Source organism: Pseudomonas migulae (genome assembly GCF_024169315.1).
In the GTDB taxonomy this organism is placed as follows: Bacteria; Pseudomonadota; Gammaproteobacteria; order Pseudomonadales; family Pseudomonadaceae; genus Aquipseudomonas; species Aquipseudomonas migulae_B.
In genome coordinates, this window is sequence record NZ_JALJWR010000001.1 from 1902130 (window position 1) to 1928171 (window position 26042).

Here is a 26042-nt window from a genome sequence, read left to right on the forward strand (position 1 = left end):
TCATCTGAATGTTCACAATAAATTCAAACAACCACAAACAAGACACATTAAATCAATTTTTGTATTGCATTTGCGTATCACGTTACAGGTATACTCGGGCAAAACCGGCCTACCGCGCCGATCCAATAATGAGCCGGCATTACAGCCGAGCGTGCACCGTGAGGGCATCCGCCATGCCTCTAACCCTTGCTGTCGAGATCATCGAGCCGGGCATTCGCCTGATTATCCTGCAGCGTCCGCAAGCGCTGAATGCCCTGACCACCGAGTTGCTCGGTGAACTGGCCGACGAACTGAACGCCGCGCAAGCCGATCCCGACACCCGCGTCGTGGTCCTGACCGGTAGTCGCAAGGCCTTCGCCGCCGGCGCCGACATCAAGGAAATGGCAGAGCGCAATCTGGTCGGCATCCTCGACGACCCGCGCCAGGCGTCGTGGCAAACCATCACCCGCTTCAATAAACCGCTGATCGCAGCCGTCAATGGCTTCGCCCTCGGCGGTGGCTGCGAACTGGCGATGCACGCCGACATCATCATTGCCGGGGAAGACGCCCGTTTCGGCCAGCCGGAAATCAACCTCGGGATCATGCCTGGCGCTGGGGGCACCCAACGTTTGCTGCGCGCCGTGGGTAAATCCATGGCCATGCAGATGGTCCTGACCGGCGAGCCGATCGATGCCCGCCAGGCCCAACGCGCCGGCCTGATCAGTGAAGTGACCCAACCGGAATTCACCGTCGAACGCGCACTGCAGATCGCCCGCAGCATCGCCGAAAAAGCGCCGCTGGCCGTGCGCCTGGCCAAGGAAGCGCTGCTCAAGGCGATGGACACCGACCTCGCCAGCGGCCTGCGTTTCGAGCGCCACGCCTTCACCGTGCTGGCCGGCACCCGCGACCGCGACGAAGGCATCCGGGCCTTTCAGGAAAAGCGCACGCCGACCTTCACCGGTCAGTGATCCGCGAGCCGCCAACCTGCCCTTTCAAAAAAAGCGAACGACCTCTCAGAGAGCGCCATGACCATGAACTTCGAACACATCCTGTTTTCCATCGAGGCCGGCGTCGCCCTGCTCAGCCTCAATCGGCCAGACCAGCTCAACAGCTTCAATGCGCAGATGCATGGCGAAGTGAAAGAAGCGCTGAAGCAGGTTCGGCTGAACCCGGACGTGCGCGTCTTGCTGCTGACTGGTGAAGGTCGCGGCTTCTGCGCCGGCCAGGACCTCAGCGACCGCAATGTCGCGCCGGGCAGTGCCGTGCCGGATCTGGGCGAGTCCATCGAGAAGTTCTACAACCCGCTGATCCGCCAGTTGCGCGACTTGCCGCTGCCGGTGATCTGCGCGGTCAACGGCGTGGCGGCCGGCGCGGGGGCCAACATTCCACTGGCCTGCGACCTGGTACTGGCGGCGCGTTCGGCGAGTTTCATTCAAGCCTTCTGCAAGATCGGTTTGATCCCTGATTCCGGCGGCACCTGGACCCTGCCGCGCCTGGTCGGCATGGCCCGCGCCAAGGCTCTGGCCCTGCTGGGCAATCGCCTGACAGCGGAGCAAGCCGAACAATGGGGGCTGATCTATCGCGTGGTCGACGATGCCGACCTGCGCAATGAAGCCCGGACGCTTGCCCGCCACCTGGCCACGCAACCGACGTATGGACTGGCGCTGATCAAACGCAGCCTGAACGCCAGCCTGAGCAACACGTTCGACGAACAATTGGAGCTGGAAAAAGACCTGCAACGTCTGGCCGGGCGCAGCGAGGATTACCGTGAAGGCGTCAGCGCCTTCATGGAAAAACGCAGCCCAAGTTTCAAGGGACGTTGAGCCATGACTGCACTGAACACCCACGCACGCATCGCGGTGATCGGCGCCGGAGCCATGGGCGCAGGCATCGCTCAGGTCGCGGCGCAGGCCGGTCATCCGGTGCTGTTGCTCGACAACCGTCCGGGCGCTGCCGCCCAGGCCATCGAGGGCATAGACCGGCAACTGGGCAAGCGCGTCGAGAAAGGCAAGCTGTTGAATGAGGCACGGACCGCAACGGTCTCGCGTCTAGAGGCTGTGGAAGCCATCGAAGCGCTGGCCGATTGCGAGTTGGTCATCGAAGCCATCGTCGAGAACCTCGAGGTCAAGCGCGCCCTGTTTCGTCAACTCGAAGGCATTTGCGGTGAGCAGTGCATTCTGGCGAGCAACACTTCGTCGCTGTCGATCACCAGCATCGCTGCGCAGCTGAACCATCCGCAGCGCCTGCTCGGCCTGCACTTCTTCAACCCGGCGCCGGTCATGGCGCTGGTGGAAATCGTTTCCGGCCTGGCCAGTGATCCGGCGTTGGCCGAATGTCTTTACGACACCGCCAAGGCCTGGGGCAAGAAACCGGTACACACCCGCTCGACACCGGGCTTCATCGTCAATCGCGTCGCTCGCCCGTTCTACGCCGAAAGCCTGCGCCTGTTGCAGGAAGGCGCAGCCGATTGCGCGACGCTGGATGCATTGATGCGCGAGGCCGGGGGCTTTGCGATGGGCGCCTTCGAACTGACTGACTTGATTGGCCATGACGTCAACTATGCCGTGACCTGTTCGGTGTTCGGCGCCTATTACGGCGACACGCGCTTTCTGCCGTCGTTACTTCAAAAGGAATTGGTGGAGGCCGGGCGTCTCGGGCGCAAAACCGGTCATGGTTTCTACAACTATGCCGAAGGAGCAGAGCGTCCGCTGCCGACATTCATCAGCAGCACACAGACCGTCGCAGCCTGCACGGTCGAAGGTGATCTGGGCATCGCCAACGCGCTGATCCAGCGATTGCGCGAACATCGAATCGACGTCATTCATCGCGACGGGCAAGGCTTGCTGCGAGTCGGTGATGCCGTGCTCGCATTGAGCGACGGGCGCATGGCCGCTCAGCGCGCCAAAGAAGATGGCTTGCGCAATCTGATCCTGCTCGACCTCGTATCCGACTTCGGCCAGTCGAGTCGAATAGCGATCAGTTGCTCGGCAGGCATCAGCCCCGATGCACTCGAACACGGCGTTGCGCTGCTGCAACAGGCCGGATTCACCGTCAGCTTACTCCGCGACAGCCCGGCACTCGCCGTCATGCGCGCCGTCGCGATGCTCGCCAACGAAGCCGCCGACGCCGTACTGCAAGGCGTGGCTTCGGCCGCCGACATCGATCTGGCAATGCGCGCCGGGGTCAATTACCCGCAAGGCCCGCTGGCCTGGGCCGATGCCATCGGCCTTTCGCACATCCTCGAAGTGCTGGAAAACCTGCAAGCCAGTTACGGCGAAGAACGCTATCGACCGTCGCTGCTGTTGCGCCGCCGCGTTGCCGAAGGGAGGACGTTCCATGACTAACCATGAAGCAATGAACCTGGCCAGTGACTGCGCGCAAACCATGCTCAAGCGCGATGCCGCGAGCCAGGCGATGGGCATGCGCCTGCTCTCGACCGCACCGGGTTGCGCCCGCGTCGGCATGAGCGTGCGCGCCGACATGATTCAAGGCCACGGCACCTGCCACGGCGGTTACCTGTTCGCCCTCGCCGACTCGGCGTTCGCCTTTGCCTGCAACAGCTACAACGAAGCCACGGTGGCCATCGGTTGCAGCATCGATTACATCGCCCCGGCACGCCTGGGCGACACCTTGACCGCCGATTGCACCGAGCAAAGCCGCTCCGGTCGCACCGGCAACTACGACGTGCGCATTGAAAACCAACTGGGCCAGCTGATCGCGCTGTTCCATGGCAAATCCTACAAAGTGCGCGGCGCAGTGCTCGCGCAGGAGAACCCGAATGAATGATGCCCTGATCATCGACGCGGTGCGGACCCCGATCGGCCGCTATGCCGGCGCCTTGAGCGGCGTGCGCGCCGACGACCTCGGCGCGGTGCCGCTGCGCGAACTGCTGCGCCGCCATCCGCAGGTCGACTGGAACGCGGTCGACGATGTGATCTACGGTTGCGCCAACCAGGCCGGCGAAGACAACCGTAACGTCGCGCGCATGTCGGCACTATTGGCCGGACTGCCGGTCAGCGTGCCCGGCACCACGCTCAACCGTTTGTGCGGTTCCGGGCTGGATGCGATCGGCACGGCTGCGCGGGCGATTCGTTGCGGCGAAGCCGGGCTGATGCTGGTCGGCGGCGTCGAATCGATGTCCCGCGCACCGCTGGTGATGGGCAAGGCCGAGCAGGCATTTGCACGTGATGCCGAGGTCTACGACACCACCATCGGCTGGCGTTTCGTCAATCCGCTGATGAAAAAAGCCTATGGCATCGACTCTATGCCGGAGACCGCCGAGAACGTCGCCGAGCAGTTCAATATCTCGCGCGCCGACCAGGACGCTTTCGCCCTGCGCAGCCAGCAGCGCGCCGGTGCGGCCCAGGCCAGCGGGCGCCTGGCCAGGGAAATTGTCGCGGTCGAGATCCCCCAGCGCAAAGGCCCGACCAAGGTCGTCGAGCACGACGAACACCCACGCGGCGACACCACGCTTGAGCAACTACAGAAACTCGGTACGCCGTTTCGCGAAGGGGGCAGCGTCACCGCCGGCAACGCGTCCGGAGTCAATGACGGCGCCTGCGCACTGTTGCTCGCCAGCCCGGAAATCGCCAAACGCCACGGGCTGAAGGCGCGCGGACGAGTCGTCGCCATGGCCACTGCCGGCGTCGAACCGCGAATCATGGGCATCGGCCCGGTGCCGGCCACGCGCAAGGTGCTGGAACTGGCCAACCTGTGCCTGGCGGACATGGACGTGATCGAACTCAATGAAGCCTTCGCCGCGCAAGGTCTGGCGGTGCTGCGTGAGCTCGGCCTGAGCGACACCGATCCGCGGGTCAACCCGAACGGCGGCGCGATTGCCCTCGGTCATCCGTTGGGCATGAGCGGCGCACGACTGGTGACCACCGCCCTGCACGAACTGGAAGAACGTCAAGGCCGCTACGCCTTGTGCACCATGTGCATCGGCGTCGGCCAGGGCATTGCGCTGATCATCGAGCGACTGTCCGACTAAAGAATCGCGATTCCCGGGGAGCCGAGAGGTATCCTTGGGGCATGCACTCAAAGCCCGGCCGCGGCCGGACTGAAACACAAAAATAATTCGAGTGAAGTTATGAACATGCCAATTGCCAAAGCCGTGCTTGATCCAGTGCTGGACCCGATTGAAACCGCCAGCATCGACGAACTCCGTCAGCTCCAGCTGGACCGCCTGCGCTGGAGCCTGAACCACGCCTACAACAATGTGCCGCTGTATCGCCAACGCTTCGATGCGCTGGGCGTGCACCCGGACGACATCAAATGCCTGGAGGATCTGGCGAAGTTTCCGTTCACCACCAAATCCGACCTGCGCGACAACTACCCCTACGGCATGTTTGCCGTGCCGATGCATGACGTGGTGCGCCTGCACGCATCCAGCGGCACCACCGGCAAACCGACCGTCGTCGGTTACACCCAGAACGACATCGACACCTGGGCCAACGTGGTCGCCCGATCGATCCGCGCAGCCGGTGGCCGACGGGGCGACAAAGTGCATATTTCCTATGGCTACGGCCTGTTCACTGGCGGTCTCGGCGCGCACTACGGTGCCGAACGCCTGGGCTGTACGGTGATTCCGATGTCCGGTGGCCAGACTGAAAAGCAAGTGCAACTGATCAAGGATTTCCAGCCGGACATCATCATGGTCACCCCGTCCTACATGCTCAACATCGCCGATGAAATCGAGCGCCAGGGCCTCGACCCGCACAAACTGGCCCTGCGCCTGGGCATCTTCGGCGCCGAACCCTGGACCGGCGAACTGCGCAGCGCCATCGAGAACCGTCTGGGCATTACCGCACTGGACATCTACGGCCTCTCGGAAATCATGGGGCCAGGTGTTGCCATGGAGTGCGCGGAAACCAAGGACGGGCCGACGATCTGGGAAGATCATTTCTACCCGGAAATCATTGACCCGGTCACCGGCGAAGTGCTGCCGGACGGGCAGATGGGCGAACTGGTATTCACGTCGCTGAGCAAGGAAGCCTTGCCGATGATCCGCTACCGCACCCGCGACCTGACGCGATTGCTGCCGGGGACTGCGCGGCCGATGCGGCGGATCGACAAGATCACCGGGCGCAGCGATGACATGTTGATCATTCGCGGGGTGAACGTGTTTCCGACGCAGATTGAGGAGCAGGTGCTGAAAATCAAACAGCTTTCAGAGTGTTATGAGATTCATCTGTATCGCAATGGGAATCTGGACAGTGTGGATGTGCATGTGGAGCTCAAGGCTGAACATCAGCACCTGAGCGATGAACAGCAGAGGGCTGTTTGTGGCGAGTTGAGCCGGCATATCAAGACGTATATCGGGATCAGTTCGCGGATCGTTTTGCAGCCGATGCATTCGATCAAGCGCTCTGAGGGCAAGGCTTGTCACGTGATGGACAAGCGCCCGAAGGCATGACTGCTGCACCCTTTTTGGCCCCGCTTTTGCGGGGCTTTTTTTTTGGCTGTACGCGCGCCTGACAGTCAACCTCACTGCTTCGGACGTACTCGGTCCCTGTGGGAGCTGGCTTGCCAGCGATGACGGTTTTTCAGGCGACATAGGTTTTGAGGGTGTACATATCCATTCCTGCGGTAACGGCCGCTATTGGTTCCGCCCTTACGGCGGGTTACTTGGAAAAGCGCCAAGTAACCAAGCGCCTGCACCCCTGACGTACGGTGCCTCGCCCAGGCTCGGCATGCCCTCGCTCCGGTCCTGCTCCATGGGCCCGCCGCCATCGGCCATCCATGGCCGGGGGCGGCTAACCCGGCATCCCTGCCGGGTTGCCCACTGCGCAGAACCTGCACTCGGCCTTCCGACGGGGCAGATCAAGATCAAGATCAAAACCAAAGCGAGGCGGCCTGATAGCCGACCTGAAGCCCGTCAGGATCATTGGGGAGAACACCAATGCCACGCCCACCAACAATCCCTGTGGGAGCTGGCTTGCCAGCGATGGACGCCCAGACACCGCGTTCATTCAGACCGCACGCGTCATCGTTGACGACCATCGCTGGCAAGCCAGCTCCCACAGGGGAATGCATATACCTGAAGAACCAGGCCGGCCGGTAGGCCGCCTCGGTTGCATTGGCGGTAGTCGCCCCCTCGTGAGGCCGAGAGGAGGTTCTGCGCAGTGGGCACCGCGGCAAGGATGCCGCGGTAGCCGCCCCCGGCCATGGATGGCCGATGGCGGCGGGCCCACGGAGCAGGACCGGAGCGCGGGCATGCCGAGCACTAGCGAGGCACCGAACGAAAGGGGCAAAAGCGCTTGGTTACTTGGCGCTTCTCCAAGTGACTCGCCGTAAGGGCGAAACCAATAGCCGCCGTTACCGAAGAAACGGATATGTACACCCAACCCCTCCACCCCAAAGCGATACAAAAAACAACACGACACGATATTTTCTGTTTGATATTAAATTCTGTATCGCTTATAAAGTTCTCCATGCCCTCGATTCAGATTCAAGGCGGGAGACCCCCATGTACGCACAGCTCGTAGAAACCGGCGTAAAGCGCATCAAAGACCTCTCGGAGATGTCCGAGCAGGAACGCGCCTTCCAGGAAAAAATCGATTCAGAAATCAAGATCGAAGCCAAAAACTGGATGCCTGATGCCTATCGCCAGACCCTGATCCGGCAGATCTCCCAGCACGCCCACTCCGAAATCGTCGGCATGCTGCCCGAAGGCAACTGGGTCACCCGCGCGCCATCGCTCAAACGCAAACTGCAACTGATGGCCAAGATTCAGGACGAAGCGGGCCATGGCCTGTATCTGTACAGCGCCATGGAAACCCTCGGCGCCGACCGTGACGAAGAAATCGCCAAGCTGCACAGCGGCAAGGCCAAGTACTCAAGCATCTTCAATTACCCGACGCTGAACTGGGCCGACATGGGCGCGGTGGGCTGGCTGGTGGATGGCGCCGCGATCGTCAACCAGGTCGTCTTGCAGCGCACTTCGTACGGCCCCTACTCCCGGGCCATGGTGCGCATCTGCAAGGAAGAAAGTTTCCACCAGCGCCAGGGCTACGAAATCCTCCTGACCATGATGCGCCACGGCAATCAGGCGCAAAAAGACATGGTCCAGGACGCGATCAACCGCCTGTGGTGGCCGTCACTGATGATGTTCGGTCCAAGCGACGAACACTCGCCGAACAGCGCCCAGTCCATGGCCTGGAAGATCAAGCGCCAGAGCAACGACGAACTGCGCCAGCGCTTCATCGACCAGACCATCCCGCAGCTGGAACTGCTGGGCTGCACCTGCCCCGATCCGGACCTGAAGTGGAACGCCGAGCGCGGTCACTACGACTTCGGCGAAATCCAGTGGAGCGAATTCTACGAAGTGCTCAAGGGCAACGGCCCGTGCAACCAGGAACGTGTGGCGACCCGCCGCAAAGCCATTGAAGACGGTGCCTGGGTCCGCGAAGCCGCGGTCACCCACGCTCGCAAAAAACAGAACAAGAACGCCGCCTGATCGGCCACCTGATGTGGAGTCACTGAAATGTCTGAATGGACCCTTTTCGAAGTCTTCGTGCGCAGCAAGCACGGCCTCAACCACAAGCATGTCGGCAGCGTGCACGCCGCCGACACCACCATGGCCATCGAGAACGCCCGCGAGCTCTACACCCGTCGCAGCGAAGGCGTGAGCCTGTGGGTGGTGCCTTCGGCGCTGATCACCGCTTCGTCGCCGGATGAAAAAGACCCGCTGTTCGACCCGGCGGACGACAAGGTTTATCGCCACGCCAGCTTCTACGAACTGCCGGCCGAAGTCGGGCACATGTGAGGTCGACCATGAACAACCAGACTGATCTGATCGAATACCTGCTGCGCCTCGGCGACAGCGCCCTGATCCAGGGCCAGCGCCTGTGCCAATGGTGCGGCAAGGCGCCGGCACTGGAAGAAGAACTGGCGCTGATGAATGTCGGCCTCGACCTCGTCGGCCAGGCACGCAACTGGCTCGAATATGCCGCCGAGCTGTTGAACGATGGTCGTGACGCCGATCACCTGGCGTTCCGCCGTGACGAGCGCGCCTATCGCAATCTGCTGCTGGTGGAACAACCCAACGGCGATTACGCGGTGACCATCCTCAAGCAGTTCCTGTACGACGCCTGGCACCTGCAAGTGCTCAGCGGCCTGAGCCAGTCCAACGACGAACGCATCGCCGGCATCGCCGCCAAAGCGGTTAAGGAAGTGACCTATCACTTGCGCCGTTCCGGCGAGTGGGTCGAGCGTCTGGGTGACGGCACCGAGGAAAGCCACAAGCGCATGCTCGCGGCGATCCCTGAGGTCTGGCGTTTTACCGTCGAACTGACCAGCGCAGACGACAGCGAACAACGTTTGCACGCAGCCGGCATCATCCCGGACGCCGCGCAAGTCGCCGCTGCCTGGCAAGCCAAGGTCAACGACATCTTCGCCAGCGCCACCCTGCCCGTGCCGCCCGCGCCAAGCTATTTCTACCTCAACGCCCGCAAAGGCCTGCACACCGAACACCTCGGCATTCTGTTGGCCGAAATGCAATTCCTGCCACGAGCATACCCCGATGCAACCTGGTGAGCTGATCGCCAGCGACCTCGGCGCCCGGCCGGCACAACCGACCGACCTGGCCGCCGCGTGGGCGACCCTGGCGCAGGTCATGGACCCGGAAGTGCCAGTGGTCAGCGTGGTCGACCTCGGCATCGTGCGCGATCTCGACTGGCAGGCCGGGCATCTGCATGTGGTGGTCACACCGACCTACTCCGGCTGCCCCGCCACCGAAGTGATCGAAAGCGATATCCGTGATGCGCTGGAACTCGCCGGTTTCCGGGCGCCGCAACTGGAACGCAAATTGACCCCGGCGTGGACCACCGACTGGATCACCGACAGCGGCCGTGAACGCCTGCGCGCCTACGGCATTGCGCCGCCGGGTGGCAGCACGAGCAAGCGCAGCCTGCTCGGCGAAAGCCCGGTGATCGTCTGCCCGCAATGCGGCAGCGCGCACACCGAAGTGCTCAGCGAATTCGGTTCCACGGCGTGCAAGGCGTTGTACCGCTGCGTCGATTGCCGGGAACCGTTCGACTATTTCAAGTGCATCTGAGCGGCAATCGGCCGTCCCAGCTGGAGAACAATAATGAGTAAATTTCACAGCCTGACCATCAAGGACGTACGCGCCGAGACCCGTGACGCGGTGTCCATCGCCTTCGAGATTCCACAGCACCTGCAAGACAGCTTTCATTTCACCCAGGGCCAGCACCTGGTGATGCGTACGCAAATGGACGGCGAAGAAGTGCGCCGCTCCTATTCGATCTGCACCGGGGTCAACGACGGTGAACTGCGCATCGCGGTCAAGCGTGTGGCGGGTGGACGTTTTTCCGCATTCGCCAACGAGCAATTGAAAGCCGGGCATAGCCTGGAAGTCATGCCGCCCGCCGGGCATTTTTGCGTCGAACTTGATCCGGCGCGCCACGGCAATTACCTGGCGGTCGCGGCCGGCAGCGGCATCACGCCGATCCTGTCGATCATCAAGACCACCCTGCAAACCGAACCGCACAGCCGCGTCACCCTGCTGTACGGCAATCGCTCCAGCTCCGGCGCGCTGTTTCGTGAACAGCTCGAAGACCTGAAAAACCGTTACTTGCAGCGCCTGAACCTGATCTTCGTGTTCAGCCGCGAACAACAGGATGTCGACCTGTACAACGGCCGGATCAACGCCGAGAAATGCGAGCAACTGTTCACCCGCTGGCTCGACGTCAAAGCCCTCGACGCGGCGTTCATCTGCGGCCCGCAGGAAATGACCGAAACCGTGCGCGACAGCCTGAAAGCCAAAGGCATGCCGGCTGAGCGTATCCACTTCGAACTGTTTGCCGCCGCCGGCAGCCAGCAAAAACGCGAAGCGCGGGAGGCTGCTCGCCAGGTGGATGCCGCCGTCAGCCAGATCACCGTCATCAGCGACGGTCGCGCCCTCGCCTTCGATCTGCCACGCAACACCCAGAGCATCCTCGACGCCGGTAACGCCCAGGGCGCCGAACTGCCCTACTCGTGCAAGGCCGGCGTGTGCTCGACGTGCAAATGCAAGGTCATCGAAGGCGAAGTGGAAATGGACAGCAACCACGCCCTGGAAGACTACGAAGTGGCGGCCGGTTATGTGCTGTCGTGCCAGGCCTTCCCGGTCAGCGACAAGGTCGTCCTCGACTTCGATCAGCTCTGATTCCAGCTCCACTCGAAACCTGTAGGAGCGAGGCTTGCCCGCGAAGAGGCCATCAGATCCAAAATCGATGTCGCCTGATATTCCGCCTTCGCGGGCAAGCCTCGCTCCTACAGAGGTCGGGGCACCCGCTTCACCCCACAACAAAAACAACAACACGAGAGAGCGCGCCATGACACCCAAAGACGTAGAACTCATCCGCCAACACCCCGACTTCATCCAGTTGGTCCGCCGCAAACAGAACCTCTACTGGTCGCTGTCGCTGATCATGCTGGTGATCTATTTCGGCTTCGTCCTGCTGGTGGCCTTCTCCCCCGCCACCCTCGGCCAGTCCCTGAGCGGCGGCGTGACGTCGGTGGGCATGCTGGTGGGTGTGGTCATCGTGATGCTGGCTTTCGCGCTGACCGGCTTCTACGTCTATCGCGCCAACAACGTGATCGATCCGCTGAACGAAAAACTCAAGCAGGAGTGCGCCCGATGAGCCGTCTTATCGCGTTGTTCCTGCTGCCGCTGGCTGTGGTCACCGACATGGCCGTAGCCGCCGACGGTGCCTCTCGCCCACTGAACTGGAACGCCATCGGCATGTTCCTGGTGTTCGTGCTGTTCACCCTCGGCGTGACGCGCTGGGCCGCCTTGCGCACCCGTTCCGCCAGCGATTTCTACACCGCCGGCGGCGGCATGACCGGTTTCCAGAACGGTCTGGCGATTGCCGGCGACATGATCTCCGCGGCGTCCTTCCTCGGCATCTCGGCGATGATGTTCCTCAACGGCTATGACGGTTTGCTCTACGCACTGGGTGTGTTGGCGGGCTGGCCGATCATTCTGTTTCTGATCGCCGAACGCCTGCGCAACCTCGGCAAATACACCTTCGCCGACGTGGTGTCCTATCGCCTCGAGCAAACCCCGGTGCGCCTGACCTCGGCCTTCGGCACCCTGACCGTGGCGCTGATGTACCTGGTGGCGCAGATGGTTGGCGCCGGCAAACTGATCGAGTTGCTGTTCGGCATCGACTACCTCTACGCCGTCATGCTGGTCGGCGTGTTGATGGTGTTCTACGTGACCTTCGGCGGCATGCTCGCCACCACCTGGGTGCAGATCATCAAAGCCGTGATGCTGTTGTTCGGCACCACGTTCATGGCGTTCATGGTGCTCAAGCATTTCGGCTTCAGCACCGAGGCGATGTTCGCCGGCGCCACCGCCGTCCATGCCAAGGGCAACGCGATCATGGCTCCCGGCGGTTTGCTGTCGAACCCCATCGATGCGATCTCACTGGGCCTGGGCATGATGTTCGGCACGGCCGGCCTGCCGCATATCCTGATGCGTTTCTTCACCGTCAGCGATGCCAAGGAAGCGCGTAAAAGCGTGTTCTACGCCACCGGTTTCATCGGTTACTTCTACCTGCTGCTGATCATTGTCGGCTTCGGCGCCATCGTGATGGTCGGCACTGATCCAGCGTTCCGCGATGCCAGCGGCGCGATCATCGGCGGCGGCAACATGATCGCCGTGCACCTGGCGCAAGCCGTGGGCGGCAACCTGTTCCTGGGCTTCATCTCGGCGGTTGCCTTCGCCACCATTCTGGCGGTGGTCGCCGGTCTGGCATTGTCTGGCGCATCGGCGGTGTCCCACGATTTGTACGCCTGTGTGATGCGTAAAGGGCAGGCTACCGAGCAGCAGGAAATTCGCGTCTCGCGAATCGCCACGCTGTGCATCGGCGTGCTGGCGATCATCCTCGGCTTGCTGTTCGAGTCGCAGAACATTGCCTTCCTCTCCGGCCTGGTGCTGGCCATCGCGGCGTCAGTGAATTTCCCGGTGCTGTTCCTTTCGATGTACTGGAAAGGCCTGACCACCCGTGGCGCAGTCACCGGCAGCCTGGCGGGGCTGATCTCGGCGATTGTCCTGCTGGTGCTGAGCCCGGCGGTGTGGGTCAACGTGCTGCATCACGACAAGGCGCTGTTCCCCTACTCCAACCCGGCGCTGTTTTCCATGAGCCTGGCGTTCTTCAGCGCCTGGGTGTTTTCGGTCACCGACACCTCGCCGCGAGCGGCCCTTGAACGCGGCCGTTACCTGGCGCAGTTCATCCGTTCGATGACCGGCATCGGTGCCTCCGGCGCCAGCAAGCACTGACCACGACCGACTGACGCCAGGGAATAAAAATAATGAAGCCCGTACCCTACGAATCACTGTTTTCGTTAGCCGCTGCATTGAGCCTGCCCATGGTCGCACCCAGCGCCATGGCTGACTTTATCGATGACAGCAAGGCCCGTATTGAAATGCGCAACCACTACATCAATCGCGATTTCCGCCAGGACAACGCGCCGCAATCCAAGGCTGAAGAATGGGCGCAGGGGTTCACCGCGCGCATCGAGTCCGGATTCACCGACGGCACCTTCGGCTTCGGTCTCGACGCACTGGGGGAACTGGGGCTGAAACTCGACTCCAGCCCGGGTCGCCGTGGCACCGGCCTGCTGCCCTTCGGCCCGAACAGCCATGAACCGGCGGACGAGTTCAGCGAACTGGGGCTCACCGGCAAGCTGCGGGTATCCAAGAGCGTATTGAAGCTCGGCACCCTGCAACCCTTGCTGCCGGTGGCGACCTACAACGACACCCGCCTGCTGGGTTCGACCTTCGAGGGCGGCTTGCTGACCAGCCAGGAAATCACCGGCCTGACCGTGAACACCGGGCGCCTCACCAAGGCGAACCTGCGGGATTCCTCCAGCAACGATGACATCGGCTATGGCGCCGCGAGCAGTGATCACTTCGACTTCGCCGGTGGCAGCTACGCGTTCAGCCCGCAGCTGAACCTGAGCTACTACTACGGCAAGCTCGATCAGATCTATCGCCAGCAGTTCGTCGGACTGGTGCATACCCAGCCACTGGGCAACGGCTTCAACCTGCGCAGCGACATTCGCTATTTCGACAGCCGGGGCGACGGCGCCGAGCGGGCCGGGCGTATCGACAACCGCAATTTCAACAGCATGTTCACCGTGTCCCACGGTGCCCACAAAGTCAGTGCCACGTACCAGCAGTTGTCCGGCGACAGTGCCTTTCCGTTCCTCAACGGCGGCGATCCGTACGTGGTCAACCTGGTGACCTACAACACCTACACCCGCGCCGACGAGGATTCCTGGCAGCTGCGTTACGACTATGACTTCGCGGCGCAAGGCATTCCCGGCCTGACCTTCATGACCCGCTACACCGACGGCCGCCACGTCAAGGCCGGTGCCGTCGACAACGGCCGTGAATGGGAGCGCGACACCGACATCAGTTACGTGATCCAGAGCGGCCCGTTCAAGGACGTCAGCCTGCGCTGGCGCAACGTGACCTTCCGTTCCGGCAATGGCTTGAGCACCGCCCTCGATGAAAACCGGCTGATCGTCGGCTACACCGTGGCGCTTTGGTAATTCCTGATAGGGCGCGGTCAGAGCCGCGCCAGACTTTTTCTTAACCTGGAGGAATCGTGATGCCTCACGCCCCTACCCTGCAAAGTTTCATCGCCGGTCGCTGGATCGGCCAACACGGTGCGCAGGTGCTGCGCAGCGCCATCGACGGCCACGAGATTGCGCGCACCCACGAAGAGCGTCCGGACTTCGCCGAAGCCATCGAGCACGGTCGTCGCCAGGGTGTCAGCGGGTTGATGGCGCTGGATTTCCAGCAGCGGGCCCAACGTCTAAAGGCATTGGCCTTGTACCTGAGCGAACGCAAGGAACAGCTTTACGCGATCTCCCACCACAGCGGCGCCACCCGCGCCGACAGCTGGATAGACATCGAAGGCGGCAACAGCACGCTGTTCACCTACGCCAGCCTCGGCTCGCGGGAACTGCCGTCGGGCAACATCGTCCACGAAGGCCCGGCGCTGCAACTGAGCAAACTGGGGACCTTCGCCGGCACGCACATTCTGGTGCCGCGAGGCGGCCTGGCGGTGCACATCAACGCGTTCAACTTCCCGATCTGGGGCATGCTGGAAAAGTTCGCACCGAGCTTTCTCGCCGGCATGCCGTGCATCGTCAAGCCGGCCAGCGCCACCAGCTACCTGACCGAAGCCGTGGTACGCCTGATGGACGAATCCGGTTTATTGCCGGCGGGCAGCCTGCAATTGATCATCGGCAGCACCGGTGATTTGCTCGACCGCCTGCAAGGCCAGGACGTAGTGACCTTCACCGGTTCGGCCGACACCGCGGCCAAGCTGCGGGTCAACCCGAACCTGATCCGCAATTCGGTGCCGTTCAACGCCGAAGCCGACTCGCTGAACTGCGCGATACTCGCCCCGGACGTCACCCCGGACGATGAAGAATTCGAGCTGTTCATCAAGGAAGTCGCCCGGGAAATGACCACCAAGGCCGGGCAGAAATGCACCGCCATCCGTCGCGCCATTGTGCCGGCCAAACACATTGATGCGGTCGCCAGCCGTTTGCGCGATCGGCTGAAGAAAGTCGTGGTCGGCGACCCGTCGGTGGAAGGCGTGCGCATGGGTGCGCTGGCGTCCCACGATCAGCAAAAAGACGTCGCCGAACGCCTGGAAAGCCTGCTGCAAAGCAGCGATATGCTGTTCGGTGCCCGCGACGGTTTCGAGCCGCGCGGTGAAAACGTCAGCCAGGGGGCGTTCTTCGCGCCGACCCTGTTGCAAGCCCGCGACCCGCACGCCGAGGGCGGCGCCCACGACATCGAAGCGTTCGGCCCGGTCAGCACGCTGATGGCCTATGACGATCTGGATGAAGCACTGGTGTTGGCCGCTCGCGGCAAAGGCAGTCTGGTGGCGAGTTTGATCACCAAAGACCCGCAGATCGCCGCCAAGGCCATCCCGGTCGCGGCCGCCTGGCACGGTCGCTTGCTGGTACTGGATCGCGAATCCGCCGCCGAATCCACCGGCCACGGTTCGCCCCTGCCGCAACTCAAACACGGTGGCCCGGGGCGTGCCGGCGGCGGTGAAGAACTCGGTGGTCTGCGCGCGGTGAAGCACTACCTGCAACGCGCGGCGGTACAAGGTTCCCCGACCATGCTGGCCGCCGTCACCGGCGAATACGTGCGCGGCGCCAAAGTCATTGAAACCGAAGTACATCCATTCCGCCGCTTCTTCCAGGACTTGCAGATTGGCGAGTCGCTGCTGACCCATCGCCGTACCGTGACCGAGGCCGATCTGGTGAACTTCGGTTGCCTGTCCGGCGATCATTTCTACATGCACTTCGACGAGATCGCGGCCAAGGAATCGCAATTCGGCAAGCGCATCGCTCACGGTTACTTTGTGCTATCGGCGGCGGCCGGTCTGTTCGTGTCGCCAGCACCGGGCCCGGTATTGGCCAACTATGGTCTGGATACGTTGCGCTTCATCAACCCGGTGGGGATTGGCGACACGATCCAGGCGCGCCTGACGTGCAAGCGCAAAATCGATCAGGGGAAAAAGAGCCCGCAGGGCATTCCACAGGGCGTGGTGGCGTGGGATGTGGAGGTGACCAATCAGTTGGGTGAGCTGGTTGCCAGTTATGACATTTTGACCCTGGTCGTTAAACGCGAGGAATGATCAGGATTCCTGGTTGACCACAGATGGTGTGGTCAACCTGAATCCACTGTGGGAGCTAGCTCCCACAGGTTCCGGGGGGTGATAGAAAATTCACGGATCAATGCTTGCGCAACCACTCGATAAACAGCGCAAACAACTCCGACTGCGAACAGATGCTCAGCTTCAAATACAGATTCTTGCGGTGCATGCGCACCGTTTCCGGCGAGATCCCCAACTGACTGGCCGTGGATTTCACCGAGTGCCCCCGCAACACCATGTGCGCCACTTCCCGCTCGCGCTCGGTCAGCACGTCGCTGCCGAAGTGTTCGAAAGCCGACTGCACCCGTTGCTTGAGATCGTCACGCCTGCCCGCTTCGTGATCACTGTGCATCTCGACACGATGCTGCAAGCCACGCTGGCCGAATTCGGCAATGAATTCGCGCACCAATGGCTCGACGGCGCGCAACAGGTTCAATTGTTCGACCCGCAGGCTTTCACCGCCAAAACCTTGAAAGAGGCTCACGGAAATCTGTGTGTCATGACCGGTATCAACCAGGTAAAAGCTGTCCTCGGAACTGCCCGCTTTCAAGTAGTAAGTCTTGTAGTACTCACTGTCGAAAAAGTTGTCCGGGGCAATTTCCTCCAGGTGATAAAACCCTTCCGCCAACCCTTGCTCAACGGCCAGGCAGAACGGATCGAGCAGATACCCTCCGGAAAAGTAACGTTCAAGCAGCGAGACCCGATACTGTTCCGCAATGCCCCGCTGATACAGCAACTGTGGCGGACGGTCCTTGTGTTCCAGGCTGATCATCACCGATTCGATCGACACCAGATGCCCGAACGCCGACGCCAGATAGCGCAGCGCGTCGGGCTCATCGATATGCGCGAAGGCCTCGCGCAGGTCGTCGTGCCATTTGTGCAATGCCCCGAAGGGCATGGCGATCAGGGTGTCGTCGTTTGGTTTGCTCATGCCCCGCAGTCTAGCGGGTGAACCGGTTCCTCGTAACCGCGGGTTCAACGAACTCATTGGCCGAAATACTGACCGCTCTGCTCAAGCTCGGCCGCCACTTCAACAATGCACACCCGCAGGGTTTCGACGATTTCATCCACCTGGGCACACGTCAGAATCAGCGGTGGCGACATCACGTTAAGGTGCATGATCGGCCGCACCAGCAACCCTCGGGCCTGGGCACGGGAATGAATCCTCTCGCCAATGTTGATCTCGTCTGCAAACAGTGCCTTGGTGCGCTTGTCCGCGACGAACTCCACGCACGCCATGAACTTCTGGCAGCGCACATCGCCCACCAGCGGCAAATCCCTGAGTGTCGCCAGGCGTTCTTCCAGATAGGCACCGACCACATCGACATGCTCAAGCAGGTTTTCCCGCTCGATGATTTCGATGTTCTTCAGCGCCGCCGTGCAGCACACCGGATGGCCGCTGTAGGTGAAGCCGTGGGTAAAGCAGCGGCCCTTGCCGGGCTCGGCGATGACTTTCCAGATACGGTCGGAAAAAATGCACGCGCCCAGTGGCAGATAAGCGGACGTCAGCCCTTTGGCTGTAGTGATGATGTCGGGCTGCACATCGAACACATCATAGGAAGCGAAGAACTTGCCCAGCCGGCCAAAGGACGTCACCACCTCATCGGCGACAAACAGAATGTCGTAGCGCTGGCACACTTCCCACATGCGTTTCAGATAACCCTTGGGCGGAATGATCACACCGCCCGAGCCCATGACCGGCTCGGCAAAAAAGCCCGCGACCTTGTCGGCGCCGATGGACAGAATCTTGTCCTCGAACTCTTGCACCAGAAAGTCGAGGAACTGCGCTTCGTCCATGCCGTCCGGCGCGCGGTACGGGTTCGGGTTGGACACGTGGTGAATCTTGTCGTTGGCGTAATCGAACTCCGGCACACGGTCGGCGGCCTTGTTACCGATCGACATCGTCAGCGCGGTCGAGCCGTGATAGGCGTTGAAGCGAGCGATGACGTGCTTCTTGTCCGGTTTGCCACGGCAGTTCTGGTAGTACTGAATCAGGCGGTACGCGGTGTCCACGGCGGTAGAGCCACCAGTGGTCAGGAACACGTGATCGAGATCCCCCGGCGCCAGGCTGGCGAGCTTCTCGCACAGCTCGATAGCGACGTTGTTGGACATGTCGGAGAACGGGTTCGAATAGGCCAGCTGCCGCACCTGGTCGGCAATCGCCTGGGCCATTTCTTCACGGCCCAGACCGATGTTGGTGCACCACATGCCACCCACGGCATCGAGAAAACGGTTGCCCTGCGTGTCGTAAATATAGGCGCCGTCACCGGCCACAATGTTCAACGAACCCTGTTCAGCGTGCTCGTCGAACATGTGATAGCCGTGCATGTAGTGCGCTTTATCGGCTTTGACCAAGTGCGACTCATCGATGGCGGACAATACTTTTCTGGTAGGCGTAGCCATATAAAAAACCTCAGACCGAATAGTTGGACGATCAGATGCCGCTTTTCACCGTGCTCCAGACGCGGGTCATGGCGCGCATGTCTTTCGCGTCCTGGGTCTTTTGCGGAAACAGGCGCTGACGGGTTTCTTCATCGGGATAGATGGCGGGGTTGTTGCGCACATCGGCATCCAACAATGGCGTCGCTGCCGCGTTACTGTTGGCGTAGTGGATGTAGTCCGTGACGTCGGCCATCACCTGGGGCTGCATCAAGTAGTCGAGGAACTTGTGGGCATTGGCGACGTGAGGGGCATCGGCTGGAATGTACATGTTGTCAAACCAGATCAATGAACCTTCCGAAGGAATGAAATAGGACAGCTTGATGTTCAGCTTGGCCTCTTCGGCACGGGCCATGGCCGTCGCATAGTCCCCGGACCAGGTCATGGCCATGCACACATCGCCATTGGGCAGGCTGGTCAGGTAGTTGACCGAGTCGAATTTGCGGATGTATGGGCGCACCGACAACAGCAACTCTTGCGCGGCTTTCAGGTCTGCCGGCGCGGCACTTCTCGGGTCTCGGCCCAGGTACTTCAGGGCCAGTGGAATGACTTCGGTGGGTGCGTCGACCAGGGTGACGCCGCAGTCGGCGAAGCGCGAAACGATCTTGGGATCGAAGATCATTGCCAGTGAACCGATCGGCGCATCCGGCATGCGTTCCTTGATCTTGTCGACGTTGTAGGTGATGCCGTTACTGCCCCAGGTATAGGGCGCGGAGTAGACCGTGCCGGCGTCGAACCCTTGCATGTCCTGCAGAACTTTCGGGTCGAGGTTGGTCCAGCCGGGCAGTAACTTTTTATTCAGCGGCTGGAATACCTTGGCTTTGATCAGGGGTGGTGCGAGGGATGCGTTCAGCACCACGAGGTCATAACCGGAGTGGCCGGTGAGCAACTTCGCCTGGACCGTTTCATAGGCGTCGAAGGTGTCGTAGATCACTTTGATACCGGTGGCCTTCTGGAACTCGGCGAGGGTGTTTTCGCCGATGTAGTCCGCCCAGTTGTAAAGCCTGAGGGTGTTGCTGTCGTTGACGTCGGCGGCTTGGACGTTGGTCATCAGAGGAATGAGTAACAGGCTGGAAATCACCGTGAGGGCCTTGCGCATAGCAAATTCACCTTATCAAGCGAGTTCGGCTCTGGATGAGCGGATGAACTTACTATTGGGGGATTCGGTGATTGGCGCCATACCCCGAATGGGGGTGTGGAGCGTGGTGTTCATTTTTTGGTTACGGGCACTTTTGTCCCCCGGACAATCCGTATCACAATGCTCTGAGCATATGCTGGATCGCCTTGTGACCGGACTTTGGAGCATCGGTAAAAAAGTCCGCGATACGTGCTGCAAATTTTTGAGTATTTTGGAAGGACTCATTGATTGTCAAAGCGCTGTCGTTGATGGACACCATGACAAAAGCACTTTGCTCGCTGCCTACAAATCCGATGGATGCGCGGTCAGCACCATGATTCAAAATGATTAAAAATGAGTTTTCCGTAATCGGGCACTTTTGAACTTCCCATTCCGGAGGTTCGTTCTCATGAAAAACCTGCGCAAGCCTGGATAAAAAAGAAGCCCGACGAGTAGCTTCCCCCTGCAATCGCTGCTCCGCCAAGACCAATACTCGACTCCAGGCGTCAACGTCAAAGGAAGCATAGTGAGTGCATTCGAAGCACTCACTGGCTGGTCCCTTGTGCATATATTGCGTCTCGGGGGGCATGCAAGTGCCATAGGAAAGAGAGCCAACCATTTCCTCTCTATACTTGCTCAAGAATTTTTCCACAGTTGCTCCGGCAGACCCTGCGATCAAACGAGTGTCTTCGGTTCCTGTCGGCAAATCATAATAGAGGTCATCCGCAACCGGTAATGTTGAAGTCCTGTCGACGGGTGAACCGTCATTTACCCAGCTGGTTGCTGAATGCTCTGGATATTCTTCTTCAAACTGCTCCAGTAAAGCAACGAGTCGTTCTCGTTGAATCGGGTCAGCCATGATTTCAGCGAGCAGCACGGCTGACGCGTCGTAACCACTTTGAGTATCCAGATCAGCACTGAACCCCTTCAGTTCACGAAGCGCGTGAGCGAGTTCGCCCTTTGAGAGTTGAGGTATGGTGTTTGGCATAAAATTCACTCTACCTTTCGGCCTTCAGTAGCGCAAAGCGTAACCATCGCCGCCTATCGCCGAGCATCATACAGAGCAGAAAACGCCTGTGCGTCCGCCCCGTTGAAATGGAAATATTCTTCGGGCCGTCCGCGGCGCCACACTGCCGTGATGCAGCCATTGGTGGGTGATAGACGTCTCATCCTGCAGCTGGCTCCGTAGAACTCAATGAGTTTTCTGCCACCCTTCGGGTCTGCATGCAGCAACAACTCCCCGTCTTCACCTTCGTCCAGAGCAGCCTGAATCGTGCAATCGATTAACGCCTTGGCAACACCTCGAACCACCGGCTGATTCAAAAACTGCTCATAAGCCTCCGACGGTGCATCAGAAAGGTACCAGGTGAAAGCTCGCTTCCGTTCAACACCCTCAACATTGCAATGGAGCTTCGGAACAATGGAAAGCATCCCTATCGGAAATTTTTGCTCGCCCTTGGAAACGACAACACACATCGCTTTTCCTCTTTCGGAGGCATTTCCCGGCATCCGGGTAAGGTAATTATGGATAGCCACGAACTTAAGGTAAGTTGGCCAGCGCCATCCAACGTCTGCCCTTACTTTCTTGCTCGTCGTACCGTCATGCGCGTAATTGCTATTGACGAGCGGTTGGACGTTCTCGTGCCATTGCATTGCCAGCGCCTTGGTCATAGGTACAACAGACACTTTCACTTGAAGTGTGTTACCGAAGGAGTCGCTGGCTGGTAATGACGAAATGGGCCGCTGTAACGGCATAACTGGACGTCCTTGCTCGTAAATGTCGAAGTTTTTATAGGCTTTAGCCGTGGATAACCAAAGCCACTATCCATGTGCTTCAAGGTTGCTAATCAAGCTAGCACAGGGTTTGCAACTTCGCGTCCAGCGGCACTTTTCCGAATATTTCTGAATTGTCATGAAAGAAGTTCAGGATAAAAATTGTCCGAATATGACCCACGCCTTCGGCCTTTTCCTACATCACTTTGCATGGCTACCTACGGTCAAACAGCAATGGATCTGCTTTCTACCGACGTCAGGGCCGGGCCGAGGATGTTCGGAATCGCCATGCCGAACGCCAGCACCACCAGCAGCATCGGCCACACAAATAAAGAGCTTTCTGCAAACAGCAGTACGCCACTGCCACCGACCAGTTCCAGCGCCGCTGCCACCTGAATCAGCTGCGAGCCGCCCACACCTCGACGCAGCAGCCGCTTGTTAAGCCAGGCACCTAGGCCGGAACCCAAGGCCAGGATCACCCCGCTATAGCCGAACATCTGCGCACTCAGACCCAATCGCTGAAACGCGAAATGACCGAGGCTGTAGTAACTGAACAGAGCGACATTGAAAAGCGCCACCAGCAGCGTCGAACGCCAGATATCGCGGTCGCCGAACATCCGCCACAGTGTCTCGAACAGGGCAGGCGTTGCTACGGGCTGCGGTCGTGTCTCTGGCAAGTGCCTGGCTGAAATAAGCACCTGACGACCGGAAGCAAAAATAAATTGCCACTAAATATGACATGCGTCATATTACGTGCGTAATTAAACGCCGTTTCCTACAGGTAACCCTTCATGACCAGCATGCCTTCCGTTGAGCCCGACCTGGCTGTCCCGGTGACCACTCCAAAGCCTCCCCTGCTCAAGCGCCTGATCTTGCTGACCCTGGCCATTGCCGCCCTGGTGTTCGCGGGTTTCTATGCGGCGCATTGGTGGACCGCCGGTCGTTTCATCGAAGAAACCGACGACGCCTACATCGGTGGCGACGTGACGGTGATCGGGCCGAAGGTGGCGGGTTACATCGAAGAGGTGCTGGTCACCGACAACCAGAAAGTGAAGGCCGGTGATGTGCTGATCCGCCTCGACTCCCGCGACTACCGCGCCAACCTGGCCAAGGCCGAAGGTGCAGTCGCCGCAGAAGAAGCCTTGCTCGCCAACCTCGACGCCACCGAACAACTGCAACACGCTGTAATCGGCCAGGCCCGCGCCGGGATCGATGCCACTGGTGCCGAAACCTCTCGCTCCCGGGATGACGATGCGCGTTACAAAAAACTGGTTGGCAGCAACGCTGTCTCGGTAGAAAGCGCCCAACGCGCCAACGCCACCTTCAAGACCGCCCAGGCACTCAGTGCCCGGGCCCAGGCTGAGTTGCTGGCCGCGCAACGCCAGTTGAACGTGATCGCAACCCAGAAACAGCAAGCCCGTGCCGCGCTGATGCAGGCCCGCGCCGAGCGTGATCTGGCGCAACTGAACGTCGGTTACACCGAGTTGCGCGCACCGATGGATGGCGTGATCGGCAATCGCCGGGCGCGGGTCGGCGCGTATGCGCAGGCCGGTTCGCAACAGTTGTCGGTGGTGCCGGCGAGCGGGTTGTGGGTCGATGCCAACTTCAAGGAAGACCAACTGGCGCACATGACACCGGGTCAACGGGTGGTCATTCACGCAGATGTACTTTCGGGGCAGGTTTTCCACGGTCATCTGGACAGTCTCGCGCCGGCCAGTGGTTCGCAGTTCAGCGTGTTGCCACCGGAAAACGCCACCGGCAACTTCACCAAGATCGTGCAACGGGTGCCGGTGCGGATCGTGCTCGATCCGGCCGATGGCGTGCTCGGTCATCTGCGTCCGGGTCTGTCGGTCACCGCTGAAGTGGATACGCGCAAGGAGCCTGAAACCCCAGTCGTGGCTCGCGCACCATGAGCCGCGCCCTCGCCGCCCCTGCGCAACCGTTCAACGCCGCCAACATGGCGACGGCGACCAAGGTCTTCGCCTTCGCCACCATGTGCATGGGCATGTTCATTGCGCTGCTGGATATCCAGATTGTCTCCGCGTCATTGCGCGATATCGGCGGCGGACTGTCGGCGGGCACTGACGAAACCGCGTGGGTGCAGACCAGCTACCTGATCGCCGAAATCATCGTGATTCCGCTGTCCGGCTGGCTCTCCCGAGTGTTCTCGACACGCTGGTTGTTCTGCGCGTCCGCGGTGGGGTTCACCCTCGCCAGCCTGCTCTGCGGCGCGGCCTGGAACATCCAGAGCATGATCGCCTTCCGCGCCCTGCAAGGGTTTCTCGGCGGCTCGATGATCCCGCTGGTGTTTACCACGGCGTTCATTTTCTTCACCGGCAAACAACGGGTCATCGCGGCGGCCACGATTGGCGCGGTGGCCTCATTGGCGCCGACGCTGGGGCCGGTCATCGGCGGCTGGATCACCGACATTTCGTCCTGGCACTGGCTGTTCTACATCAACCTGGTGCCGGGGATTTTCGTTGCGGTGGCAGTACCGATGCTGGTGAAAATCGATCAACCGGAACTGTCGTTGCTCAAAGGCGCCGACTACCTGAGCATGGTGTTCCTGGCGCTGTTTCTCGGTTGCCTGGAATACACCCTCGAAGAAGGCCCGCGCTGGAACTGGTTCAGCGACCGCACGATTCTGACCACCGCGTGGATCAGCGGCCTGGCGGGCCTGGCGTTCATCGGTCGAACCTTGCATGTGGCCAATCCGATTGTCGATTTGCGCGCCCTGAAAGACCGCAACTTCGCCCTCGGCTGCTTCTTCTCGTTCGTCACCGGGATCGGCCTGTTCGCCACCATTTACCTGACGCCGCTGTTTCTCGGCAGGGTGCGTGGCTACGGCGCGCTGGACATTGGTCTGGCGGTTTTCTCCACCGGGGTGTTCCAGATCATGGCGATTCCGCTGTATGCCTTTCTGGCCAACCGCATCGATCTGCGCTGGATCATGATGACCGGCCTCGGGCTGTTCGCGTTGTCGATGTGGGATTTCAGCCCGATCACCCATGACTGGGGGGCCAAGGAATTGATGTTGCCGCAAGCGCTGCGCGGGATTGCCCAGCAATTGGCGGTGCCGCCAGCGGTCACCCTGACCCTCGGCGGATTGGCGCCCTCCCGGCTCAAACATGCTTCGGGCTTGTTCAATCTGATGCGCAACCTCGGCGGTGCCATTGGCATCGCCGCGTGTGCAACGATCCTCAACGACCGGACCAACCTGCACTTCACCCGCCTGGCGGAAAACCTCAACAGCACCAACGAAGCGCTGAATCAGTGGCTGTCCCAGGTCGGCAACAACTTCGCCACCCTCGGCCAGAGCGGTGACGCGGGCGTCACCGCCAGCCTGCATCAGTTATGGCTGCTGACCTACCGCGAAGCACAGACACAAACCTACGGCGACGCGTTCCTGATGATCGGGGTCTGCTTCGTCATCGCCACGGCGATGGTGCCCTTGATGCGCAAGGTGCAACCACCGGCCGCGCCGTCAGCAGACGCTCACTGATCAGGCCTGAGGCGTTTTACGGAAACCTACCGCCAGGCGATTCCAGCTGTTGATGGTGGAAATCGCCACGGTCAGGTCGACCATTTCCTTTGGCGTGAACTGCGCGCTGACCACTTCGTAGTCTTCGTCCGGCGCGTGGGTCAGGCTCAGTTGAGTCAGGGATTCGGTCCAGAGCAGCGCAGCACGTTCACGATCAGTGAAGAACGGCGCCTCGCGCCAGGCGGTCACGGCGAACAGGCGACGCGGGGTTTCTCCGCCCTTGATGGCATCGGTGGTGTGCATGTCGATGCAGAAGGCACAGCCGTTGATTTGCGAAGCACGCAGCTTGACCAGTTCGATCAGGTTTTTTTCCAGCGGCAGCTTCGAGACGGCGGTTTCCAGGGCGATCATGGCTTTGAGTGCATCAGGGGAAGCGGTGTAAAAATCGATACGCGGTTTCATGTCGGGCTCCAGGAGCAAGTGGGGGTGGAGCTAAGTTAATCCCGCAGGCCGGTTGCTCAAATAGCCAATATTCCAGAAGTCGAGGAGACCACCC

Annotated in this window: 23 protein-coding genes and 1 pseudogene; 17 read left to right on the forward strand and 7 right to left on the reverse strand. The window is 60.7% G+C overall.

Annotation, left to right across the window (positions count from 1 at the left end; all coding sequences use genetic code 11):
* The first annotated feature begins 173 nt into the window (after nt 1-173).
* The 15 genes from paaF to paaZ all read left to right on the forward strand — a co-directional run bounded on the left by paaF (nt 174) and on the right by paaZ (nt 16658).
* Nucleotides 174-947 (forward strand): 2,3-dehydroadipyl-CoA hydratase PaaF, encoded by a 774-nt coding sequence (paaF, locus tag J2Y86_RS08825; protein WP_253429810.1) that lies wholly within the window; start codon nt 174-176, stop codon nt 945-947.
* Between the two features lie 63 nt (nt 948-1010).
* Entirely contained in the window at nt 1011-1802 is a 792-nt protein-coding gene (paaG, locus tag J2Y86_RS08830) for a 2-(1,2-epoxy-1,2-dihydrophenyl)acetyl-CoA isomerase PaaG (RefSeq protein WP_253440176.1), read from the forward strand.
* A gap of 3 nt (nt 1803-1805) precedes the next feature.
* Nucleotides 1806-3323: a 3-hydroxyacyl-CoA dehydrogenase PaaH gene (gene paaH, locus J2Y86_RS08835; RefSeq protein ID WP_253429813.1), complete on the forward strand. Its 1518-nt coding sequence runs from the start codon at nt 1806-1808 to the stop codon at nt 3321-3323.
* On the forward strand, nt 3316-3765 hold the full coding sequence (paaI, locus tag J2Y86_RS08840) for a hydroxyphenylacetyl-CoA thioesterase PaaI (protein ID WP_253429816.1): 450 nt from the start codon (nt 3316-3318) through the stop codon (nt 3763-3765). The genes paaH and paaI overlap by 8 nt, the downstream gene beginning before the upstream one ends.
* Entirely contained in the window at nt 3758-4969 is a 1212-nt protein-coding gene (gene pcaF / locus J2Y86_RS08845) for a 3-oxoadipyl-CoA thiolase (RefSeq protein ID WP_253429820.1), read from the forward strand. The genes paaI and pcaF overlap by 8 nt, the downstream gene beginning before the upstream one ends.
* Nucleotides 4970-5068: 99 nt before the next feature.
* Nucleotides 5069-6394: a phenylacetate--CoA ligase PaaK gene (gene paaK, locus J2Y86_RS08850; RefSeq protein ID WP_253429823.1), complete on the forward strand. Its 1326-nt coding sequence runs from the start codon at nt 5069-5071 to the stop codon at nt 6392-6394.
* Nucleotides 6395-7447: 1053 nt separating this feature from the next.
* Nucleotides 7448-8437, forward strand: coding sequence for a 1,2-phenylacetyl-CoA epoxidase subunit PaaA (gene paaA, locus J2Y86_RS08855; protein WP_253429826.1), 990 nt, complete (start codon nt 7448-7450; stop codon nt 8435-8437).
* A gap of 27 nt (nt 8438-8464) precedes the next feature.
* Nucleotides 8465-8746 (forward strand): 1,2-phenylacetyl-CoA epoxidase subunit PaaB, encoded by a 282-nt coding sequence (gene paaB / locus J2Y86_RS08860; protein WP_003208899.1) that lies wholly within the window; start codon nt 8465-8467, stop codon nt 8744-8746.
* A gap of 8 nt (nt 8747-8754) precedes the next feature.
* A complete protein-coding gene (gene paaC / locus J2Y86_RS08865) occupies nt 8755-9516 on the forward strand; it encodes a 1,2-phenylacetyl-CoA epoxidase subunit PaaC (RefSeq protein ID WP_253429829.1) in 762 nt (253 codons plus the stop codon).
* Nucleotides 9503-10036, forward strand: coding sequence for a 1,2-phenylacetyl-CoA epoxidase subunit PaaD (gene paaD, locus J2Y86_RS08870; RefSeq protein WP_253429832.1), 534 nt, complete (start codon nt 9503-9505; stop codon nt 10034-10036). The genes paaC and paaD overlap by 14 nt, the downstream gene beginning before the upstream one ends.
* 33 nt (nt 10037-10069) lie before the next feature.
* Nucleotides 10070-11146 (forward strand): 1,2-phenylacetyl-CoA epoxidase subunit PaaE, encoded by a 1077-nt coding sequence (paaE, locus tag J2Y86_RS08875; protein WP_253429835.1) that lies wholly within the window; start codon nt 10070-10072, stop codon nt 11144-11146.
* A gap of 169 nt (nt 11147-11315) precedes the next feature.
* Nucleotides 11316-11624 (forward strand): DUF485 domain-containing protein, encoded by a 309-nt coding sequence (locus tag J2Y86_RS08880; protein ID WP_253429838.1) that lies wholly within the window; start codon nt 11316-11318, stop codon nt 11622-11624.
* The gene (locus tag J2Y86_RS08885) at nt 11621-13267 is read left to right on the forward strand and encodes a cation acetate symporter (protein WP_253429841.1); all 1647 of its coding nucleotides are present in this window, start codon (nt 11621-11623) and stop codon (nt 13265-13267) included. The genes J2Y86_RS08880 and J2Y86_RS08885 overlap by 4 nt, the downstream gene beginning before the upstream one ends.
* A 32-nt stretch (nt 13268-13299) precedes the next feature.
* Entirely contained in the window at nt 13300-14544 is a 1245-nt protein-coding gene (locus tag J2Y86_RS08890) for an OprD family porin (RefSeq protein WP_253429844.1), read from the forward strand.
* Between the two features lie 59 nt (nt 14545-14603).
* Nucleotides 14604-16658 (forward strand): phenylacetic acid degradation bifunctional protein PaaZ, encoded by a 2055-nt coding sequence (paaZ, locus tag J2Y86_RS08895; RefSeq protein ID WP_253429847.1) that lies wholly within the window; start codon nt 14604-14606, stop codon nt 16656-16658.
* A 97-nt stretch (nt 16659-16755) separates the two neighbouring features.
* Here paaZ and J2Y86_RS08900 read toward each other — a convergent pair whose 3' ends face one another.
* From J2Y86_RS08900 to J2Y86_RS08925, 6 genes and pseudogenes are all read right to left on the reverse strand, one after another.
* Nucleotides 16756-17664 carry a helix-turn-helix transcriptional regulator gene (locus J2Y86_RS08900; protein WP_253429851.1) on the reverse strand — a complete coding sequence of 303 codons (909 nt, stop codon included), beginning with the start codon at nt 17662-17664 and terminating at the stop codon, nt 16756-16758.
* Complete coding sequence (locus tag J2Y86_RS08905; RefSeq protein ID WP_253429854.1) at nt 17661-19079, reverse strand: aminotransferase; 1419 nt, start codon at nt 19077-19079, stop codon at nt 17661-17663. The genes J2Y86_RS08900 and J2Y86_RS08905 overlap by 4 nt, the downstream gene beginning before the upstream one ends.
* Nucleotides 19080-19110: 31 nt before the next feature.
* The gene (locus J2Y86_RS08910; protein WP_253429857.1) at nt 19111-20214 is read right to left on the reverse strand and encodes a polyamine ABC transporter substrate-binding protein; all 1104 of its coding nucleotides are present in this window, start codon (nt 20212-20214) and stop codon (nt 19111-19113) included.
* 154 nt (nt 20215-20368) lie between these two features.
* Entirely contained in the window at nt 20369-21220 is an 852-nt protein-coding gene (locus J2Y86_RS08915) for a hypothetical protein (RefSeq protein WP_253429860.1), read from the reverse strand.
* Nucleotides 21221-21273: 53 nt separating this feature from the next.
* Complete coding sequence (locus J2Y86_RS08920) at nt 21274-21903, reverse strand: hypothetical protein (RefSeq protein ID WP_253429863.1); 630 nt, start codon at nt 21901-21903, stop codon at nt 21274-21276.
* A 341-nt stretch (nt 21904-22244) separates the two neighbouring features.
* Nucleotides 22245-22688: pseudogene (locus J2Y86_RS08925) on the reverse strand (MFS transporter); the annotation flags it as partial.
* Nucleotides 22689-22796: 108 nt separating this feature from the next.
* Here J2Y86_RS08925 and J2Y86_RS08930 point away from each other — a divergent pair.
* A complete protein-coding gene (locus J2Y86_RS08930; protein WP_253429866.1) occupies nt 22797-23918 on the forward strand; it encodes an HlyD family secretion protein in 1122 nt (373 codons plus the stop codon).
* Complete coding sequence (locus J2Y86_RS08935; RefSeq protein WP_253429869.1) at nt 23915-25507, forward strand: DHA2 family efflux MFS transporter permease subunit; 1593 nt, start codon at nt 23915-23917, stop codon at nt 25505-25507. The genes J2Y86_RS08930 and J2Y86_RS08935 overlap by 4 nt, the downstream gene beginning before the upstream one ends.
* On the opposite strand, the gene J2Y86_RS08940 is transcribed toward J2Y86_RS08935, so the two are convergent.
* Nucleotides 25508-25948 (reverse strand): carboxymuconolactone decarboxylase family protein, encoded by a 441-nt coding sequence (locus tag J2Y86_RS08940; protein WP_253429872.1) that lies wholly within the window; start codon nt 25946-25948, stop codon nt 25508-25510.
* Nucleotides 25949-26042: the final 94 nt, after the last annotated feature.